17 protein-coding genes are annotated in these 20379 nt (G+C 42.2%); 8 read left to right on the top strand and 9 right to left on the bottom strand.

Features of this window, described 5'->3' with window-relative positions; all coding sequences use genetic code 11:
• Positions 1-16: 16 nt before the first annotated feature.
• From lldP to FTV28_RS03170, 3 genes are all read right to left on the bottom strand, one after another.
• Entirely contained in the window at positions 17-1687 is a 1671-nt protein-coding gene (gene lldP / locus FTV28_RS03180) for an L-lactate permease (RefSeq protein ID WP_179989397.1), read from the bottom strand.
• A gap of 518 nt (positions 1688-2205) precedes the next feature.
• On the bottom strand, positions 2206-2703 hold the full coding sequence (locus FTV28_RS03175) for a hypothetical protein (protein WP_004970693.1): 498 nt from the start codon (positions 2701-2703) through the stop codon (positions 2206-2208).
• Positions 2704-2800: 97 nt separating this feature from the next.
• Positions 2801-4051: a YncE family protein gene (locus tag FTV28_RS03170; protein WP_096902747.1), complete on the bottom strand. Its 1251-nt coding sequence runs from the start codon at positions 4049-4051 to the stop codon at positions 2801-2803.
• Between the two features lie 351 nt (positions 4052-4402).
• On the opposite strand from FTV28_RS03170, the gene FTV28_RS03165 reads away from it, so the two are divergent.
• Both FTV28_RS03165 and lon read left to right on the top strand, forming a co-directional pair.
• On the top strand, positions 4403-4999 hold the full coding sequence (locus FTV28_RS03165) for a 5-formyltetrahydrofolate cyclo-ligase (protein WP_026438444.1): 597 nt from the start codon (positions 4403-4405) through the stop codon (positions 4997-4999).
• Between the two features lie 147 nt (positions 5000-5146).
• Entirely contained in the window at positions 5147-7573 is a 2427-nt protein-coding gene (gene lon / locus FTV28_RS03160; RefSeq protein ID WP_131260796.1) for an endopeptidase La, read from the top strand.
• Between the two features lie 354 nt (positions 7574-7927).
• On the opposite strand, the gene FTV28_RS03155 is transcribed toward lon, so the two are convergent.
• Entirely contained in the window at positions 7928-8842 is a 915-nt protein-coding gene (locus FTV28_RS03155) for a M28 family peptidase (RefSeq protein WP_257222795.1), read from the bottom strand.
• A gap of 208 nt (positions 8843-9050) precedes the next feature.
• On the opposite strand from FTV28_RS03155, the gene rlmH reads away from it, so the two are divergent.
• From rlmH to FTV28_RS03140, 3 genes are all read left to right on the top strand, one after another.
• The gene (rlmH, locus tag FTV28_RS03150; RefSeq protein WP_026438445.1) at positions 9051-9533 is read left to right on the top strand and encodes a 23S rRNA (pseudouridine(1915)-N(3))-methyltransferase RlmH; all 483 of its coding nucleotides are present in this window, start codon (positions 9051-9053) and stop codon (positions 9531-9533) included.
• Positions 9534-9683: 150 nt separating this feature from the next.
• Positions 9684-10460, top strand: coding sequence for a dioxygenase (locus FTV28_RS03145; RefSeq protein WP_096901485.1), 777 nt, complete (start codon positions 9684-9686; stop codon positions 10458-10460).
• Positions 10461-10599: 139 nt separating this feature from the next.
• Positions 10600-11382: an META and DUF4377 domain-containing protein gene (locus FTV28_RS03140; protein ID WP_004970709.1), complete on the top strand. Its 783-nt coding sequence runs from the start codon at positions 10600-10602 to the stop codon at positions 11380-11382.
• A gap of 71 nt (positions 11383-11453) precedes the next feature.
• Here the strand turns inward: FTV28_RS03140 and gdhA are convergent, their stop codons facing one another.
• Positions 11454-12797: an NADP-specific glutamate dehydrogenase gene (gene gdhA / locus FTV28_RS03135; protein WP_004970711.1), complete on the bottom strand. Its 1344-nt coding sequence runs from the start codon at positions 12795-12797 to the stop codon at positions 11454-11456.
• Between the two features lie 357 nt (positions 12798-13154).
• On the opposite strand from gdhA, the gene FTV28_RS03130 reads away from it, so the two are divergent.
• A complete protein-coding gene (locus FTV28_RS03130; RefSeq protein ID WP_004970712.1) occupies positions 13155-13949 on the top strand; it encodes an RnfABCDGE type electron transport complex subunit B in 795 nt (264 codons plus the stop codon).
• Positions 13950-13951: 2 nt separating this feature from the next.
• Positions 13952-14731: an endonuclease III gene (gene nth, locus FTV28_RS03125; protein ID WP_228258764.1), complete on the top strand. Its 780-nt coding sequence runs from the start codon at positions 13952-13954 to the stop codon at positions 14729-14731.
• Positions 14732-15059: 328 nt separating this feature from the next.
• On the opposite strand, the gene FTV28_RS03120 is transcribed toward nth, so the two are convergent.
• The 4 genes from FTV28_RS03120 to FTV28_RS03105 form a co-directional block, all read right to left on the bottom strand.
• Positions 15060-15263 carry a hypothetical protein gene (locus tag FTV28_RS03120; RefSeq protein ID WP_004970716.1) on the bottom strand — a complete coding sequence of 68 codons (204 nt, stop codon included), beginning with the start codon at positions 15261-15263 and terminating at the stop codon, positions 15060-15062.
• 128 nt (positions 15264-15391) lie between these two features.
• The gene (gene adk / locus FTV28_RS03115) at positions 15392-16051 is read right to left on the bottom strand and encodes an adenylate kinase (RefSeq protein ID WP_004970717.1); all 660 of its coding nucleotides are present in this window, start codon (positions 16049-16051) and stop codon (positions 15392-15394) included.
• An 81-nt stretch (positions 16052-16132) separates the two neighbouring features.
• Entirely contained in the window at positions 16133-17449 is a 1317-nt protein-coding gene (locus tag FTV28_RS03110; protein ID WP_004970719.1) for a hypothetical protein, read from the bottom strand.
• Positions 17450-17512: 63 nt separating this feature from the next.
• Positions 17513-18031, bottom strand: coding sequence for a hypothetical protein (locus FTV28_RS03105; RefSeq protein ID WP_004970721.1), 519 nt, complete (start codon positions 18029-18031; stop codon positions 17513-17515).
• Positions 18032-18285: 254 nt separating this feature from the next.
• On the opposite strand from FTV28_RS03105, the gene mrdA reads away from it, so the two are divergent.
• Positions 18286-20376, top strand: a complete 2091-nt coding sequence (mrdA, locus tag FTV28_RS03100) for a penicillin-binding protein 2 (RefSeq protein ID WP_179989396.1) — start codon at positions 18286-18288, stop codon at positions 20374-20376.
• The last annotated feature ends 3 nt before the right edge of the window (positions 20377-20379 follow it).

Here is a 20379-nt window from a genome sequence, read left to right as displayed (position 1 = left end):
CCTCTTGTGCATGTGGTTATGGAATCATCCATGGGAACACATAAGCTTGTAGAGTGATAATAATACCGATCATTACGGTGAACGTGATACTGTGTTTCACGGTAAAGCGGAATAAATCCGATTCTTTTCCGACTAAACCCACTGCCGCACAGGCAATTGCAATCGATTGTGGTGAAATCATTTTGCCTGTTACTCCACCACTGGTATTGGCAGCAACCAACAAGACTTCTGGTACACCAATTTGCTGTGCAGTTGTGGCTTGCAAGGCAGCAAATAAGGCATTGGCTGATGTATCTGAACCTGTCAAGAACACTCCAATCCAACCTAAAAATGGCGAGAAGAATGTGAAAGCATTGCCTGTGTGTGACAAAGCCAGTGCCAAAGTCGCAGACATGCCTGAATAATTGGCAATAAAAGCAAAAGCTAACACCATCCCAATCGAATAAATTGGTGTTTTTAGCTCGTTGATGGTTTCTGCAAAAGTTTTAACCGCTTCACGTGGTTTCATTTTTAAGTAAATGATGGTGATGACAGCCGCAATCATAATTGCAGTCCCTGTTGCACTCAGCCAATCGAACTTAAAGATTGCATCGTAGTCTTTAACTTCAGCAACCACAGGCGGCATTTTTTGCACCAATTGATGTAAAAATGGCACTTTGATGGAAATTACCCAGTCGTGCATTGCGCCATCTTTGGCAAATAAATCTTTAAACGGCTTGATGCTCCAAATAGTGACCATCACCGTTAACACTGCAAAAGGTGACCATGCTTTGACAATCTGACCCATGCTGTATTTTTGCTGTTGTTCTGCAACTAAGTTGGCATCCACTTTGGTGTCTGCATCGCTAAAACGGAAAATGTGTTTTGGCTGCCAGAATTTAAACAACACCGTTAAACTGACCAAAGATGCAATTGCAGCGGTAATATCGGGTAACTCAGGCCCTACAAAGTTAGAGGTCAAGTATTGTGCAATCGCAAAAGCACCACCACCCACCAACACTGCAGGCCAAGTTTCCTTAACACCGCGCCAGCCATCCATAATTGCCATAATCCAGAACAGTACAATAGGCACCATAAATGGCAACTGACGTCCAACCATCTGGCTAATTTCCATAGTTTCTACACCCGAAACCTGACCCGCCACAATAATTGGAATCCCCATTGCGCCAAACGCAACAGGTGCGGTGTTCACAATCAAACATAAACCCGCAGCGTATAAAGGTTTAAAGCCTAAACCTACCAACAAAGCTGCAGTAATTGCCACTGGCGCCCCAAAACCCGCTGCACCTTCTAAAAATGTCCCAAACGCGAAGCCGACTAATAGCATCTGGAGACGCTGATCTTCTGTAATCGAAAGAATAGATGAGCGAATAATGTTAAATTGCCCTGTTTTTACAGAGATTTTATATAAGAATAATGCGCCAATAATAATCCATGCGATTGGCCATAAACCGTAAAAAAAGCCATAGATCAATGAAGCAAAAGCCATTGGTGCAGGCATGCCATAGGCAAATAACGACACCAATAACGCCAAAATCACCGTAATTGTTCCCGCAACACTTCCCTTTAAGCGAAATACAGCCAATGCCAGAAAGAAAAAGATAATCGGGATTAATGCAATAAGACTCGAAATCCAAATATTTGCCATTGGATCGTAGATCTGTTGCCAATGTTGAAGCATTGTCATCTCCTTGAAATGCTCACTCAAACGTAAACATAGGTCTAAGCATATAGATAAAATTCTAATTTTGGTCTGACCAATATTAAGATAAAAATCAAAATACTCTTAATATTTGCAACAAATAATAGTTTTATACAAATAAATGTCAACATTGGTCTGGTTATTTATTTAAATGGTCATACCAATTTAAATAAAGATGATCTTTGTTCGCAGCATAAAAAATACGGTGAAGAAAAATTTAAACTTTGTTTTTTCTGTAGTTTTTAAAAGGAAGGAAAAACCAAATTTATTCGGCACAGCCTTATACAACTTTCGTCTAATACAGTAAAATACGTGTGCTTTCTTCTAAGATGAATTGAACGCTTGATCAAAGGAATCATGGATAAATTCAGCTCAAGTGGCCGCTATTCGGCTTAAAAACATGTGGATTAAAAGAATTTTTTAGACAAAAAAATAACGCCATTATTGACTGCAACAATGGCGTCATCGTGTATTTATAACAGCAACTCACACCTTACTGTGGCTTAACCTGTCACCACGTTCAGGCGCTTTAAACGCGAAATATGCAAATCAATTTGCCCTGCAATTTCAGGTAAAATTTGCTTTAAAAACTGGCTATAGTTCATTGCATCTTCTGCTCTTAATACGCCTGCTTGTACCAATTGTTCCTGCTGTAGCAACATACTTTGTACACGGTTTAAATCAGGCTTTTGCCCTTGGCTTAAACCTGTACTAATTTGCTTAAAGCCTAAATACAACTGATCACGTTGCTGGATTAATTGCTGCATTTCAACTGCAGATACCGCAGCACGCTCTAGCATAGCGTTTGTTTCCAGTACATTTTCAGATTCATCTGAATATAGACTTTGCGTTGTTTCTATCTCTGTGGAAGCCGTGTTCGGTTTCACCCACACTGTTTCCGAAACAGTCTTATTCGGTGGTTGAAACACATACACCACGGTAAACAACACCGCGACCGCCAAAACAAAAAAGCCAATACCGAGCCATCGAGTCCCATTCATGTGCATGCTCCATAAGCAAACCATCCTAAAATGCGCTCAATTCAAATATCGTCTTGAGCGCCTTAGCATGCTTTGCCTGTTATGATCGGCTTAAAAATTACGGCGTCGACCAATCGCTTGGTGCATAACCCAAACGCACTCGCTGTGGGTGATTCCCCACTGGCACACTGCGGACTTTTTCTCCCGTAGCAAAGTCAATCACCGTTACCACATCGGTTTCACTTTCTGAAATCACACAGCTTTTTCCATCTGGGCTACGGGTTGCCCAATATGGTTTACCTGCAGGAATCAGTTTGCCTGCTTTTAAACTCTGACGGTCTACAATGGTCGCGTAATCATCCATCGTGCCTGCCACACAGAGTTTTTCGCCATCTGCGCTGATGGATAAACCATGATGACGTGAATCATTTACCCATTTGCTGCGGTCTTTTGGAATTGTACTGCTGCCCGGTAATTGTCCAATACGCGTGACTTTATCGGTTTTTAAGTCGTATTCCACCAAACCATTAAAAAATGAAACCTGCGCATAAAGTTTGCTTTCATCTTTACTTAGCACCATAGGACGCACTGAGTTGGATAAATCTTTACGTCCAAAGGCATCTAACGCAGGTCGGAAATCAATTTTTTTCAGAACTTTATAATTGTTGGCATCGGCAATGGTAATAAAGCGCTTACCTTTGGTAAAATCTTGCCACTGTGCATCCATCGAAGTTTCTACGTTACCAATCGCAGAGTTTAAGATTTTCGTTCCACCTGCAAAGTAAATATTTTCGTGCGGCTTATCCCCTGTTGCAAAACGCCCCAATTCTTTACCTGTATGAATATCTAAAACATGCACCACATTACCTGACGATGCCGACACAGCAACACGTTGTCCATCTGGTGAAACCGCCATGTGGTCTGCGCGGAAACCTTCGACTGGCGTACGCCAATTAATTTTGCCCGTTTTAATGTTGATGGATACCACATCGGCAAAACTTGGACGTGAAGCCACAATCGACTGTCCATCTGGCGTGGAATACATATCATCCACCAACTGGTCATTGCCCTCACCTGCAGTTTGTTGAATGTAAGTGTAGGCAATCAATTTCACTGGATTTAAATGAATTTCTAATAAACGCTCTTTGCGGTCAGGAATCATATTGACCACACCCACTTTGCCAAAGTCTTGTGAAGGGTGAATCACCGTCACTGTGCCATCCCAGTTATTGCCGACAAAAAAGACTTGTTGGGTATTCGGTGGCTGCGGTAAATAGGTCGAATCTGCATAACTTTGTGCGCTGACACAACTTCCTAAAGCCAGCACGCCTTGAAGTAGATGTTTAAACACCTTGTTGGAATAATTCATGTTCTTGTTCTCCCTGAACAGCAAAATGAAAGTGTTGTTTTTGTTTTGGCTTGTGTTTTTACATATTTGTTGTTTTTAACTGAAGCCTGCCTAATCCATCTTGAAGCGATCTTGAAGATTGTTGGCGTGGCATTGATTGGGCAATAGCATAAGAGTTTTTGTAATTTTGCGTCTAGGGTTCGAGCTAGACTATCCGATAGCAGGTCAAGTTTCAGATAAACAGAAATACAGCATCACATCCTGTTAAAATGCCAAGTATGATAAAAGCTTGTTTTTGTCGATGAAATGACAGTAATCCCATACCCATTCAAGCATTTAAACTCAAGAATATAAGGATGTGCCGAGATGCAGTTGTTGGAACTTAAAACCTTGCGTAAACAGCTTCGACAACAGCGCAGAGCGGTCACGCGCACCCAACAGCAACACGCACAGCAAGCTGTTTTGCAGCGGCTAATACGACTGCCAAAATTTCAGTACGCAAAAAAAGTGGGTATGTATTTACATGCTTTTGGTGAAATTCATACACACCGCATCATTGAATATTGCTTCGCGCATAGCAAACAAGTGTATTTGCCCATGATTTGCAATATGAATCAACACTTGGTGTGGGTACAAATCACCCCACAACAATATCGTCAGCGTCGCTTTGCCCATCATCGTTTGGGGATGCAAGAACCAAGAACAAGTCGCGGAAAACACATCTCCCATTTAGATTTAGTCTTGATGCCCTTATTGGCTTGCGATACGCATGGCACCCGCATTGGAATGGGCGGTGGTTATTATGACCGCACTTTAGCCTCTGCCCCGCAGCATCCTTATCGCTTAGGGATTGCACATGATTTTCAGCTAATTCATACACGCTTGCCACGTGAAAATTGGGATCAACCTGTAGATGCCTTACTAACTCCACAACATTTTTTACAGTTTAAACGCACCTTGAAACGCTAAATTGATCATTTTGACTGAATAGATCAATTTAAAATCACATATTTAGCTACTTTTTAAACAATTTGTGTTGACCTACCCTTGTATTTTAAAAAATACCCATCACTATTAAAAACATGGCAACACCGTTGTCACTCATTAGGAGTGCCCATGTCTGAAATTATTATGAATCAAGAAACCTTAGAGCCTCAGGTTCCAAGTGTATTACCGCTTTTAGCGCTACGTGATGTGGTGGTTTATCCACACATGCAAATCGCGCTATTTGTAGGTCGTGAAAAATCGATCAATGCAGTTGATGTGGCTCGTAACAGTGACAATCTAGTATTTGTAGTTGCGCAAAAAGATTCGCTTACAGAAGAAATTGATCACGACAATTTATATCAATACGGTACTGTCGCGAAGATTGTGCAAGTTGTGAATCACGAAAATGATGAAAACTGTATCAAAGTTCTGATTGAAGGCTTATACCGCGCCAAACTCGAAAAAATTATTGATGAAGACGCGTATTTGACTGCAGAACACAGCTTGAGCCCAATGACTGTTGCGATGGATGAAAATACCCAAGCAACACGTTTGCAAGAATTACGTGCCTTATTTGCGCAATATGCAGAAGCAAAATTACGCAATGCACGTGAACTGATTGCTGCTGCCAATAAAATTGAAGATTTATTGCAGTTGTTGTTCTTTGTTGCAACCCGTGTGCCATTGAATATTGATGTCAAACAAAAATTCCTTGAGCACGATGAGTTTGAAGCTCACTTGACCGAGTTAATGACTTATTTATTGCAACAGTCTGAAGAACAGCAGATTGAGCAAACCTTGCATGACTCTGTTAAACGCCAGATGGAAAAAAATCAGCGTGAATACTTCTTGAATGAGAAGATGAAAGTCATTCAACGCGAACTGTCCGATATGAACGGCGGTGCGGAAGATGATGTCGCTGAAATTGAAAAACGTCTGGCCGAAGCAGACTTGCCAGAACATGTCCGCAAAAAAGCAGAAGCTGAGTTCCGTAAGCTAAAAGCCATGCAACCTGCATCTAGCGAAGCGGCTGTGGTACGTAACTATCTGGAAGTAATTTTAGATACGCCATGGAACAAAGCCAGCAAAGTCAGCATTAACTTGGCGAAAGCACAAGAAATTTTAGATGCCGACCATTACGGTTTAGATGAAGTCAAAGACCGTATTGTGGAATACCTTGCTGTGCAGTCGCGCGTGAAAAAACTCAAAGGTCCAATTCTGTGCTTAGTCGGTCCTCCGGGTGTAGGTAAAACCTCACTGGGTGAATCGGTTGCAAAAGCCACTGGACGTGAGTTCGTGCGCATGGCGCTAGGCGGCGTACGTGATGAAGCGGAAATTCGCGGTCACCGCCGTACCTATATTGGTGCGATGCCGGGTAAAATTGTGCAGTCATTGACTAAAGTTGGTGTGAAGAACCCACTGTTCTTGCTCGATGAAATTGACAAAATGGCACAGGATTACCGTGGCGACCCTGCATCTGCTTTGTTAGAAGTACTTGATCCATCACAAAACAACAAGTTTAATGATCACTATTTAGATCTAGACTTAGACTTGTCTGAAGTGATGTTCATTTGTACTGCCAACAGCATGAATATTCCAGAAGCTCTGTTAGATCGTATGGAAGTAATTCGTCTACCGGGTTATACCGAAGATGAAAAAGTGAATATTGCAGAACGCTATCTTGTCCCTAAAGCCATCAAAAATAATGGCTTGCGTGCTAAAGAATTGACGGTTCATGAAGAAGCGATTCGTGACATTGTGCAGCGCTATACACGTGAAGCAGGTGTGCGTAGTCTGGAACGTGAAGTGTCAAAAATTGCCCGTAAGGTGGTGAAAGAAGCAGTCAGCAAAAAAGCCAAAAACCTACAGGTAGATGTGACTTCACAAAACTTGCCTGACTACCTTGGTCCACACAAATTTGACTATGGTATGGCAGAAGAAGAAGCCGAAGTGGGTCGTGTAAATGGCTTGGCTTGGACTTCAGTGGGTGGTGAATTACTCACCATTGAAGTGGCAACCATGAAAGGCAAAGGTAATTTCATCACCACAGGTTCATTGGGTGATGTGATGCAAGAGTCAATCAAAGCCGCGATGACCGTTGTGCGTACCCGTGCCGACAGTTTAGGCATTGAAGCCAATGTATTTGCCGAAACCGATGTACACGTACACTTGCCAGAAGGTGCAACACCTAAAGATGGTCCATCTGCAGGTTTGGCATTGACTACGGCATTGGTATCTGCATTTACAGATATTCCAATTCGTCCTGATATTGCCATGACAGGCGAAACCAGCTTACGTGGTCGTGCAATGCGCATTGGTGGCTTGAAAGAGAAACTTCTTGCGGCACATCGTGGTGGTATCAAACTGGTATTTATCCCACAGGAAAACGTGCGTGACTTGTCTGAAATTCCAGACAATGTCAAAGAAGGTTTGGAAATCAAGGCTGTGAAAAGCATTGATGAAATCTTGCCTTTGGCACTGACCAGTATGCCTAAGCCTTTAACCAAGGCACCGATTGTGAAGCCAGTAGCAGCAGGCAAAGCCGCACGTCATTAAGCAAGTTACTCTGCTTTAAGCATAGAACATCTCAAAAGAGCACTTCGGTGCTCTTTTGTTGTATTTAGATTCTGGATTTAAAATAATTGAATAATTTTTTAATTATTTTTAAAATGGATAGTCTGTTTTTAATTCAATTTCCTTGAAAAATAGGCAAACCATCCACATATATAAATTTAAGATACATCGCGCTGTATGTTTCTTGTTTGGTCTATTTAGACCGATAAATTGATCAGACGCTTTTGATTGAAGTGTGCTTCATGGTCTGGTCATCCATATCTCCAGGTGGATGACCTTTTAACCGCAGTCCTATTTCAATTCAGGGCTGCGTTTTTTATGCGCTGCGATCAATCATCAAGGTGATAAAATCTGTGCAACCAAGCCATTCACGACATGTGCCATTTTTTCAAAATTTACTGTTTTTAAAGTATCACCTGTGGTATGGCGAAGTGTGCTGCGATAACTGCCTGTATCGGTAATTAAAATGGCAGGAATATCATATTTCCAATAATTTAAATGATCTGAAAAATCCATGCCCTTGACGAAAGTCGGTGCGACCACACGCTCACATTGCAATTGATTCAAACGCTGCATCGCATTGCAATAGCTTGCACTCATTTCACGTGACTGCATATTGCTCAATGCCGCAATAAAATTGCCATGACTTGGGTAAATCCACTTTAAACCGATTGGGTAATTTTGCACCAAATTTTTATCGTAATAACCAATCATATCCAGCACATACACCGCACGGATTTTTTCCTTTTCAGCCTGCACAGATTTGGCATGTATAAAACTGCCCATCGACTCGGTTTTAAAAAATGGTGGCTCTGCCAAGGTATAAAAAACAAATTCAACATTTTGACTAAGTTTATTCTTTTCCTGCGCCAAAATTCGTGCTGTTTCGATTACACCTGCAACGCCAGAAGCGTTGTCATTTGCCCCCTGCTGCTGCCCATAAACATCGTAATGCGCACCAAAAATCGTTTTTTGCGCAGCACCGATATTCAATTTGCACACCACATTGCGGTAGCTTTGCTGATTGACCACATAATTTTGAAATTGACACGGAATTCCAAATACTCGCATTTGTTCCCGAATCCATGCCGAAACCCGATTCAGTTCAATCACATTTTTATAATGACGATACTGTTCGGAATTACCCAAACCCTGCTGCCCAATCACTTGCTGCATATAGACTTGCAAATTGTTTGGTTCTGCCCATTGAGCCTCAGGCACAGCAAATGTAGCAGTGGTCATCAATCCCATACCCGCGCCCAATATCCATGAATATAACTGCTGACTTTGAAACGCGCGCATGCTGATAATTCCAAGACAAAAAAGACCAATAAGATTGCTGAGTATTAAAGCAACAGCCTGTTGGCAAATTCAATTGCAAATTGTGTCGTTACACAGCGCTTGTGTTGAATCATGGTTATAATGCGAGATTCTGATTGATCGCTACATGAACTCGCCTATGAAAATTCGCATTCTGACCATTGGACAAAAAATGCCTGCTTGGGTGCTGACTGGTTTTGAAGATTATTTCAAACGGATTCAGCCTTTTGTGCAGACTCAAATTGTCGAACTGCCAATGGCGAAACGTGGCAAAAATGATTCTGAGGCCGATATTCTAAAATATCGCCAAATTGAAGGTGATAGCATTTTAAATGCCATGAAAAACAATGAGCTGTTAATTGCCTTGGAAGTGGGCGGCAAAGAGTTCAGCACCGAAAAACTTGCAGAAACCATGAAAGGCTGGATGCTAGAAGGCAATGATGTCGTGCTTGCGATTGGTGGACCAGATGGTCACTCTGAAGCAGTACGTAAAGCAGCAGCATGGCATTGGTCATTATCCAAACTAACTTTGCCACACCCTTTAGTTCGCGTGATGCTGATTGAGCAGCTATACCGTGCTATGAGCATCAACCACAACCATCCTTATCATCGTGCAGGTTAAATCAACTTATTCAATTTGTACGTTGAGTTATCAAAATATCTTCAACTCAAACGACGTTGCAAAGCTGCAACATAGCGTTGAACAAAAGTACATTTCGCTATACACACTTTTTTGCGATGCTGTAGAACAGCAGGCTTTAGGGATCTAGGCATGAACTTACAGACATTACCCGGTTTATTTATCTCACATGGTTCGCCCATGTTGGCACTCAATCCTGAACAGGTCGGGCCTGCACTCAGCCGTTTAAGTGAAAATTTGCCAACACCGCAAGCCATTGTGGTGATGTCGGCGCATTGGGAAAGTAATGCACTGGAGGTCAACACAGGTATTCGCCCTGAAACATGGCATGACTTCCGTGGTTTTCCTGAAGCCTTGTACGCCCTGCGCTACCCTGCACCTGGATTACCTGAACTGGCAGAAGATATTTTGCAGCGTTTGGCTGATGCGGGCTTTGCTGCCCATGCCAACAGCACACGCCCGCATGATCATGGCGTATGGATGCCATTACTACACATGTATCCCGATGCCAATATTCCAGTGATTACCATTTCTTTGCCCATGAATATGAGCGCCGAACAGATTTATCACATTGGGCAAAGTTTAGCGCCATTACGTGAACAGCAAATTTTACTGATTGGCTCAGGCAGTATCACCCATAACTTACGTGAATTATCATGGAATACACCCAATGCGGCTGTGCCTGAATGGGCATCTAGTTTCCGTAATCGTGTGGTGCAGCATTTAAGTCATCGCAATTATGATGCAGTACTAGATTGGCAACAATTGCCACATGTAGCACGTAATCACCCAACCCTAGAACACTTTGCACCGCTGTTTTTTGCAATGGGTACGGGAGATCGATTTAACATTGTACATAGCAGCTTTAGCATGGGTTCACTCGGTATGGATATTTATCGTTTTGACTAACCGATAGCTCCGCTTATTTAAAATCTGACTTTTTAATTTCGATACATTTTGTTAGCAAAAGCTACGATTTGTATCCATATTTTTTGTTAATCTCTTGATTATAATCACGTTGAAACTTTAGCACATAGAATATAAACCAATGAAATTCAGTATTTTTGCGCTTGCCCTGCTCCCTTTGGCTTTAACTGCATGTCAATCTTCACATCTTCCTGCCACTTCAGGAGATCCGGCTATTTCTACTCTATCCACCACATTAAAAACGCCTACACAAATTTTGCCCGCTTATACCTGGGAACTTGATCGTGGGCTGCAACGCCCGATTGTTCTGAGCTTTGATCAACGAGGCAGACTAAGTGTAGCTTCTGGCTGTAATGGCCTTGGCACGAGCTGGACTGTTAAAGATAATACCCTGAGTACGGGTGACATGATGGGCACCATGATGGCATGTGATGCACCATTAATGGAACAGGAACGTTTTATCAGCCAGCTTCTGCAAAAGCGTAATATTCCGTTTAGTTTGGATCTAAATGATGCCAATCAGCCAAAACTGAGTATTACTGCAGCTGATGGTCAAAAATATGTCTTTACCGGAAAAATGACACCGGAAACCAAATACCAAGGTCAGGCAGAAACCATTTTCCTGGAAGTTTCGTCACAGACTAAAGCCTGTACGGGTGTAGCTCAGCAAACCTGCTTACAGGTGAAAGAAATCAAATATGATGAAAAAGGCTTAAAGACTCAGGTCGATAAAGACTGGACTTTATTTTACGATCAGATCGAAGGTTTTCAGCATTCATCGAATGAGCGTCAGATTATTCGGGTAAAACGTTATGAAATTAAAAATCCGGCAGCTGACCAGTCTAAATATGCCTATGTATTCGACATGACCGTAGAGCGTGAAGCAGTCAAAGGCACTCTATAACGATAAAATCGCAATATAAAAAAACCGAGGCATTCACCTCGGTTTTTTTTCAAGCTTAAACTCAGTCAGACTTAGAATACGCCTTGAGAAAGCATTGCATCAGCAACTTTTACGAAGCCAGCGATGTTTGCGCCGTCTACATAGTTCACGGTACCGTCTTCTTTCGTACCGAATTTTACGCAGTTGCGGTGAATTTCTTTCATGATTGCGTGTAAGCGCTCATCAACTTCTTCGAAAGTCCAGCCTAAACGCAATGCGTTTTGAGACATTTCCAGACCAGAAGTTGCTACACCACCGGCGTTAGATGCTTTACCTGGCGCATAAAGAATTTTCGCTTCAACGAATTTCTCAACCGCTTCAAGTGTAGAAGGCATGTTCGCACCTTCAGCAACACAGATTACGCCGTTTGCAAGAAGCGCTGCTGCATCATTCGCATCAAGTTCGTTTTGAGTCGCACATGGAAGCGCGATATCACATTTAATACCCCAAGGACGTTGACCTTCAAGGTATTCAAAACCGTGCTTAGACGCAAATTCAGAAATACGACCACGTTTTACGTTTTTAAGTTCCATCACTTCAGCAAGTAATTCTGGCGTGAAACCTTCTTTCACGTACACAGTACCATTCGAGTCAGAAAGTGAAACTACTTTCGCACCCAAGTACATTGCTTTGTCTGCAGCAAATTGTGCAACGTTGCCTGAACCAGAAATCGCAACGACTTTATCTTTAAAGCAATCGCCACGAGTCTTGAGCATTTCCTCAGCGAAATACACAGTACCGTAACCTGTAGCTTCTGGACGCGCCAAAGAACCACCGAAAGACAAGCCTTTACCTGTGAATACACATGAAGTGTCATTGCTGAGCTTCTTCATCATACCCGCCATGTAACCCACTTCACGACCGCCTACACCAATATCACCCGCAGGAATATCCGTGTTAGAACCTAAATGACGATATAACTCGATCATTAAGGCTTGGCAGAAACGCATAATTTCGCCTTCAGACTTACCTTTAGGGTCAAAGTCTGAACCACCTTTACCACCGCCCATTGGCAATGTAGTCAAAGCATTTTTAAAGGTTTGTTCAAAACCTAAGAATTTTAAAATAGAAAGGTTCACTGATGGGTGGAAACGCATACCACCTTTAAATGGACCAATTGCTGAGTTGTACTGTACACGGAATGCACGGTTTACGTGGGTTTGACCTTGGTCATCTACCCAAGAAACGCGGAACTGAATTGCACGCTCAGGCTCAACCAAACGCTCAAGCAAACCATGTGCTGCATATTGAGGGTTCTTTTCAATGAATGGCCAAAGACTGGTCATTACTTCTTCTACAGCTTGTAGAAACTCTGGTTGATGTGCATCACGTGTTTTAACGTAATCTAGGAATTCGTTAAGGCTGTTGTATTTCAACGCTTAATCCTCAGCAGAAAATGGATCAAAATTGGTCAAAATTTCAATCAATGATATATTTTGGCGCAAAATATTAAATATCTTTTGTTAACAATCTACAATAGTTTTTTTCAAAAAACTTTAAAACATTTGTATTTTCATAAATTTAACTTATTTTTTAGCGTGTTAAGCCCATAAGTTAATGTAACAAATTAATTCATAGTTTTGAGCATTTTTGCCCAAAAAGCTAGCAATTGTTGTTCTTAATTTGCGCACAAGCCTAAAAGCAAAAATCGTGCTAAAATCATCGACCTAGAATTTTCCCCTAGCCTTATCTTCCGTTTTTCTGCTGCTGTTTAAAGTGGCATTGGTTTGTCCATGAATTCGCAAATTGCTCTGATTCAAAATATTGATGCGCTACTCCCTCAAACTCAATGTGGCTTATGTGGTCACCGTGATGGCTGTTTACCCTACGCCAAAGCGATTGCAGAAGGCGAAGCGGCCAATAAATGCGTACCCGGTGGACAACCTGTTGCAGATGCACTAGCAAACTTACTGCAACGCCCTGTATTGACCGCAGAAGCCAGTGTTTGGCCTGTGCAGGCAGATGGACGCCCACAGCGTATGAAAGCGCTAATTCGTGAAGATGAGTGCATTGGTTGTACCAAATGTATTAATGCCTGCCCTGTCGATGCCATTTTAGGCTCAGGCAAACTCATGCACAGCATTTTGACTGATTTATGTACGGGCTGTGAATTGTGTATTCCGCCTTGCCCTGTCGATTGCATTGACTTGGTAGAAGATACACAACCCCTGCTTTCTGATAGCGCACGAGTGGCAGAACAGAATGATTTACGCCAACGCTACTACGCCCACATACAACGTGAAGAACAACGTCGTCTGCACCGTAAAGGCCCTGTGGTACGTGCAGAAATTGATACCGAACTGTTTGCTCAATTTTCTGCACAAGCCGATGCTGCTGTGCCTGTGATTGAATTGCCTGTGCAAAAAAATGAACAGATTTCCACTGCCGATGCACAAACCACCATCGAACTGGCAAAATTACGCACACAAATTAAAAAACTCGAAAAACAACTCAGTGTGCGTGACGATGAGAAAAAACGGCTATTACTAACCAATTTACAACAACAGTTACGTGAATTAGGAGCATAAACATGCCCGAAAGAAATACACGTCTGACCAATAAAGCGGTCAAAACAACGGCTGCCAAAAGCACCACGCTCAAAGAAAAGCCGTCTAAAAATATGACCAAAAAGCAAATTCAGACTTTTTTTGAGCGCTTACGTGACCAACGTCCAAATCCGACCACTGAACTGAATTTTTCCAATCCATTTGAATTGCTGATAGCGGTGACCTTATCTGCACAAGCGACCGATGTCAGCGTCAATAAAGCCACCGACAAACTGTTTCCTGTTGCCAATACTCCCGAAGCGATTTATGCCTTAGGTGTGGAAGGTTTAAAAGAATATATTAAAACCATCGGGCTGTATAATTCCAAAGCAGAAAATGTCATTAAAACCTGCAAAATTCTCATCGAAAAACACGGCAGCATCGTGCCTGATAATCGTGCCGATTTAGAAGCCTTGCCTGGCGTGGGACGTAAAACTGCCAATGTGGTCTTAAATACCGCGTTTGGACAGCCAACCATGGCGGTCGATACGCATATTTTCCGCTTAGGTAACCGTACAGGTTTAGCTGTGGGTAAAAATGTTTTAGAAGTCGAACACCGTTTAATTAAAGTCATTCCTAAAGAGTTTTTAATTGACTCACATCACTGGCTGATTTTACATGGCCGTTATTGTTGTATTGCGCGTAAGCCTAAATGTGGTGAATGTGTGGTGTCAGATGTGTGTAACTGGCCTGATCGCTTTGAATTTGGCGCGCATCGGCATATCACGCTGCATGAAATTCATCACGAGCCCGTATCTAAGTAAGTGCTTCGGTAGAGTTTTGCAAAGTGATCTAAACTTATTGAAGACAAGCTAGATCATCAAAGCAATGTGGATCATCCAAAATAGTGTGGATAACTGTGCAATCTATGCACAAGATTGTACAGAGATGAACTTGTTTCTTCATGGTTGGTATTTTCACCGTTACCTAATCTTTTTGTCTCTGTAACTGCTTGAGATTTTATAAAAATTACAATACCTGAAGTAATAATACCAACCACAAGAATTATTAATAGAATTTTATTCTTTTTCATAAGGTTTTATAAAAACTGCCCAAATTTAAAATTGCAATCTTTTGCAGATGTGTGATGGTTTATTTATCCTGAGAATCTTCAGACTGACGTTGTTGCTCTTGCTGTTGTTTAAGTTTCGGATGCAATTGATAGTGCTTGCCTGATTTTTTTTCAGCCGAATTCTGAGCTTGTGTGTTGCGCAACAACTTATAGCTCACAAAAACAAGAAAGCCTAAAACGGCAATACTTGCCAATAACATGATGATCACAGCAGCATGTTGCAAAGCACTCTCCCAAACTAAAACAAATAAAAAGAGCCCTAATATGAATCAGGACTCTTTTAAAGTCAAAACAAGCAGCCTGTTTAAGCGATTTTATTTTCTTTTAAACAGACTTGGTCTAAGACCTAGACTTATTTTGCTTGGTCTAAAATAGCAAACAAATCTGCTTGAACTTCTTCAATTGGACGAAGACCATTCAATTTGTTATAGCTTGGTGCATTTTCACCAGAAGCAGCACGACCTTGATAGAAGCCAACCAATTGCTCAGTTTCTGAGTGATACGCTTTTAAACGCTTACGAATGGTTTCTTCTTGGTCATCTGGACGTTGAACCAAATCTTCGCCAGTTTCGTCATCTTTACCTTCCACTTTTGGTGGATTGTAAACAAGGTGATAAATACGACCAGATGCAGGGTGCTGACGACGACCAGACAAACGTTGTACGATTTCTTCGTCTGCAACATCAATTTCAATCACGTGGTCGATATTGATGCCTTCGCTTTCCAAGGCTTCAGCTTGTGGAATAGTGCGAGGGAAACCATCAAAAATACAACCATTCACGCAATCTGGCTGCGCAATACGCTCTTTCACTAAGCCAATGATCAGTTCATCAGATACCAAACCGCCACCGTCCATGACGCTTTTGGCTTGTAGACCTAATTCAGTACCTTCACGAATTGCAGCACGGAGCATATCACCGGTTGAAATTTGTGGGATATTGTAGCGCTTACAGATCAACTGAGCTTGTGTACCTTTACCTGCTCCAGGTGGTCCGAGTAAGATAATGCGCATAAAAAAACATCCTCATTTTAACAATGTATTTGACACTCGTTGCATATCAGAGCCATCGCCCTTTACGCAGCCAGCATCCTCTTATAAGAAAGCGACAAACAAATGTATTAAACCAGCAATAAAACCAGTTACACCACCCAAGACAATTAAAATCCACTCATCTTCCTGAAAGGCAGGACGCAAGAGATTCTGGAATTCTTTTGGCGTCAGTTCACGAATACGATCTCTGAACATTTGATAAATTTTCTGTGCACGGCTCGCATTAAAGGCAGGGTCGCATACAGGCACCATCGTAATTTCAATCGAACGATCAATCAAGTCAGTCTTGAGTTTGGCATACTCTTTTGGCCCCAAAGACAACTGTAAAGAGGTACGAACCAATGGTGTTTCCATAATTTCGTTGATGTGGCGTTTGACAATACGGCGGGTTTTGTCTTTTTTACTGCCATACATCATTTCAGTCATAATCGATTTTAACGTAATCAGATCTTCTGTGACTACCGTTGCAAACACATCCGAGACTTCTTCTTGGCGTTTCATGAACGCACCCTGAATATTATAAGTCCCAATGCGTGGAATCACTGGCTTAATCCATGGAAATTGACGATTTTCAGTCAATTTAAAGAACTGCGGATATTTCACGTAATGTGGTTCGACTGGGTTAAATACCATCCAAATCGCAATCCAGTTGGTCAAGAAGCCCCAAATTGCCGCCCAAAATGGAACCGTCCAGTGCCATGGTACAAGAAACCAAACAATCATTTGGAAAATACCAAAGAACATCCCAATCAATGCACTGATATGCCAAATAAAGTTAATTTCTTTTTGACCGACTTTTAGGAACATACGCACCATTAAGCGGCGATCACCTTCCATTTGGCTGACCACCATTTCACGCATATCCACCAAGGATTCAACATTCAAGGTCAGTTCAGTCACCAATTCACGCAGCACACCTGGCAATTGTTTATGCGCCTGTGCGTAAATACGGCGTTTAATCGAATACGGTAGGTTTTCCCAAAGCACAGCATTGCGGTCTAACATGACCTCATCAATTAAGTGCTCAAGTTCAAAACCCACTTGCTCACCAATAATACGCGCCATATCTTCAGGGTCCATAGCATTGAGAAACTCACGCAATGAACCTAATTTTGACAATGTGTTATCGGTAATGATGCCTGAAATACGCCCTGCTTTACGCGGTACAATCCCCTGCCATCCCACAGGAATAGGCCCAAGGTGAAAGCCCCAAAAGCTAATTGGATAGAACACCATTTTTAGTGCCATCCACACGTGCGCCCAAGTCACAAAAGCAGTCACAGGAATAATACTGAGCACGGCCCAAAAATCTGGACGATTCAAAAAGGTTTGCCACAACTGATTGACGTACTCAAGCATGCATTTTTTCCATATTTAGTTCTAATTACAAGATTCTAAGGTAGTTAAAAGTCACTATTCTGACTACAAACCCATACTGAGCGTATAGGAAAATTGTAGTCTAGGCTCAGTTTCCGCAATCACTCGCCCTTGTCGATCTTCCAATTTTTCACCTGCGCCAATGCCAACACTAAAGCTACTGATGCGTTCAGGGCTCAGTAATACATAAGCCAGATCAATGCCTGCACCTAAACGCGCTTTTTCTTCACCATCCACCCATTTAGATTCTAGGTGTCCTGCGTAAGCGCCAATATAATAACCATTTTTGTCTTTACCTGTGAGGTGGTATGGGTAACGAAAACCTGTTTGCCCACCGACTTCATGGTCACCATTTAAAAAAGCCCCCGCTTTTAGATAGGCAATGCCATAAGGATTGACCCATTCACCATTCAAATGCAGTAATTTTTGGGTAATACCCGCCCCTACATTCCAGGTTTTTGCGCTATCTGCGCTAATTTTTGCTTCAGGTAAAAAAGTAGTGTTCCCAGCAAAGCTAAAACTTGAAAAGGCAAGTAATGCCACGAAAGAATAGACTTTTGTCATTATTGTCACCAGTGTCCATTTGTTTTAATTTTAAAAACAGTCCTGTTTTCGTGTTTTGACTCTAGCAGAATTGTCAGGATTCTTATATACAGCAAATTACAATTTTGATGTCGCTAAAGTCAAAAATTAAGATTGCGCCCATCTTCTAGGTTAAATCGGGCAATTCAGTCAAACATGGTTACTCAAAATTGCCAATAGATGCGTTAGAATAGTCCAAATTCGTTCTCCCTCATTTTTGTTAAGCCAATTTTTGTATGAAACAACACTATCCGTTAAAAAATGCTCAGCAAGAGAAGCGTATTTTTCGCAATCGCATCTTTTTTTCGGTGGGTGTTGTGGTTTTTTTCTTGCTGCTGTTGGTGGCTCGTTATGCCTTTTTACAAATTAGCGGCTACGATGAATTTGCGACTGCATCAGATAAAAACCGAATTCGGCTACAACCACTCGCACCTGCACGTGGTTATATTTATGACCGCAATGGTGTGTTATTGGCAGATAACTACCCTGTGTTCTCAGCCACTTTAAGCCGTGCAGATGTTGAAGATATTGACGATACCATTGCGCGACTGACACCTGTTTTACAACTGACAGAAGAAGATATCGATCGCTTTAAAAGTCGGATTAAAACTTCACGTAAAACTGAACGTGTATCGATCAAGCTGAATTTAAATGAATCGGATATTGCCCGTTTTAGTGAAGTTAAATTTCAATTCCCTGGGGTCAATATTGAAACCCAGATGACACGTTACTATCCGCATGGTGACTTATTTGCGCACGTGATTGGTTATGTCGGGCGCATTAACGACAAAGAACTGAAAGAAATTGACAAAGATGCTTATGCAGGCACCAACTTGATTGGCAAAATTGGGGTGGAGAAATCGTATGAGCACTTGCTACATGGCGTACCCGGCAACGAATCTGTAGAAGCCGATGCACATGGTAATGTGCTGCGCAATTTAGGACGTAAAGACCCTGTACGTGGCAATGATTTGTTTTTGTCATTGGATTATGGCTTGCAAGTGGTCGCCTCTGAACAACTGGCAGAACGCCGTGGTGCAATTGTGGCACTTGACCCACGTACAGGTGAAATTTTAGCTTTAGTCTCCAGTCCGAGTTTTAACCCTAACTTATTTGTCACAGGTATTAGCCATACCGACTACTCTGCCTTACGCGATAATTTAGATCAACCACTCTATAACCGTGCAGTACAAGGTGTTTATCCACCGGGTTCTACCATTAAGCCGATGTTTGGTTTAGGCGGTATTCATTATGGCTATGTCGACTGGAAAACCGCCATTCAGGATTATGGTTATTTCACTTTACCAGGCGACAGCCACCGTTTCCGTGACCATAAAAAAACTGGGCATGGCATTGTCGATATGCACAAAGCTCAAGTCGTGTCGTGTGATACCTACTTCTATGTATTGTCGTATCGCATGGGCATTGAAAAAATGAACGACTGGATGCGTCAATTTGGCTTTAGTGAAAAAACTGGGGTCGATTTACCAAGTGAAAGCACAGGACTCTACCCAAACCCGGACTGGAAAATGCGTACGCGCAAAGCCAAATGGATGAAAGGTGAAACAATTTCCGTCAGTATTGGTCAGGGTGCATTTACCTCGACACCATTGCAATTAGCAATGGCCACCGCCATCACCGCCAACAAAGGATTTAAAGTCACACCGCACGTGTTACGTGAAAGTCGTGGCGCGAAACCATTTAAAGTTCACAATGGTACCAACGTAAAAATTGACTTTAACGGCACAGAAGAAGACTGGATTAAAATGCGTGATGCCATGGTTGATGTGATTCAATCAGGTACAGGTAAAGGGATTAAAGGCGGCTTGCAATATTCAGTTGCAGGTAAAACAGGTACAGCACAGGTTAAAAGTATTGCGCAAGGTAAACGCTATAACGAAGCCTTATTGACCGACCGTCAGCTTGACCACGGTTTATTTGTTGGCTTCGCTCCTGCCGAAAACCCTGAAATCGCAATTGCCATCATTCTAGAAAATGGTCGCGGTGGTTCTGCAGCAACGGCTTTGGCGCGTCCAATTTTAGACTATTGGTTACTGAATAAAAATAAAAAGCCAATTCGTCCATCTGCCGCACAAGTGAGTGGTGGCTTAATGACTGCAGGTTTAAAACCAAGTGAATTGCCAAGTGGTGAAGTCCCTTCATCTACTGCACCAAATACGAATAACGCGAATAATCCGAATACAGCAACCAATCACCCTGCGCTCAACCCAAATCCTTCGCAAACTACTCCGAGTTCAGCTCCAACCAATCCACCTGCAACTGCGCCAACAGCAGTTGTACCCACTAACCCAATTGAGAGCGACTAAGCC

Source organism: Acinetobacter sp. YH12252 (assembly GCF_013417365.1).
Classification (GTDB): Bacteria; Pseudomonadota; Gammaproteobacteria; order Pseudomonadales; family Moraxellaceae; genus Acinetobacter; species Acinetobacter towneri.
The sequence above is the reverse complement of the archived record's forward strand: the minus strand, read 5'-3'. Positions and strand labels throughout refer to the sequence as shown.

Excerpts from the sequence above, each read along its gene's own strand:
- lldP (WP_179989397.1), bottom strand. The coding sequence starts at position 1,687 with ATGACAATGCTTCAACATTGGCAACAGATCTACGATCCAATGGCAAAT.
- FTV28_RS03175 (WP_004970693.1), bottom strand. The coding sequence starts at position 2,703 with ATGAATGGGACTCGATGGCTCGGTATTGGCTTTTTTGTTTTGGCGGTC.
- FTV28_RS03170 (WP_096902747.1), bottom strand. The coding sequence starts at position 4,051 with ATGAATTATTCCAACAAGGTGTTTAAACATCTACTTCAAGGCGTGCTG.
- lon (WP_131260796.1), top strand. The coding sequence starts at position 5,147 with ATGTCTGAAATTATTATGAATCAAGAAACCTTAGAGCCTCAGGTTCCA.
- FTV28_RS03155 (WP_257222795.1), bottom strand. The coding sequence starts at position 8,842 with ATGGGATTGATGACCACTGCTACATTTGCTGTGCCTGAGGCTCAATGG.
- rlmH (WP_026438445.1), top strand. The coding sequence starts at position 9,051 with ATGAAAATTCGCATTCTGACCATTGGACAAAAAATGCCTGCTTGGGTG.
- FTV28_RS03145 (WP_096901485.1), top strand. The coding sequence starts at position 9,684 with ATGAACTTACAGACATTACCCGGTTTATTTATCTCACATGGTTCGCCC.
- FTV28_RS03140 (WP_004970709.1), top strand. The coding sequence starts at position 10,600 with ATGAAATTCAGTATTTTTGCGCTTGCCCTGCTCCCTTTGGCTTTAACT.
- FTV28_RS03130 (WP_004970712.1), top strand. The coding sequence starts at position 13,155 with ATGAATTCGCAAATTGCTCTGATTCAAAATATTGATGCGCTACTCCCT.
- nth (WP_228258764.1), top strand. The coding sequence starts at position 13,952 with ATGCCCGAAAGAAATACACGTCTGACCAATAAAGCGGTCAAAACAACG.
- adk (WP_004970717.1), bottom strand. The coding sequence starts at position 16,051 with ATGCGCATTATCTTACTCGGACCACCTGGAGCAGGTAAAGGTACACAA.
- FTV28_RS03110 (WP_004970719.1), bottom strand. The coding sequence starts at position 17,449 with ATGCTTGAGTACGTCAATCAGTTGTGGCAAACCTTTTTGAATCGTCCA.
- FTV28_RS03105 (WP_004970721.1), bottom strand. The coding sequence starts at position 18,031 with ATGACAAAAGTCTATTCTTTCGTGGCATTACTTGCCTTTTCAAGTTTT.
- mrdA (WP_179989396.1), top strand. The coding sequence starts at position 18,286 with ATGAAACAACACTATCCGTTAAAAAATGCTCAGCAAGAGAAGCGTATT.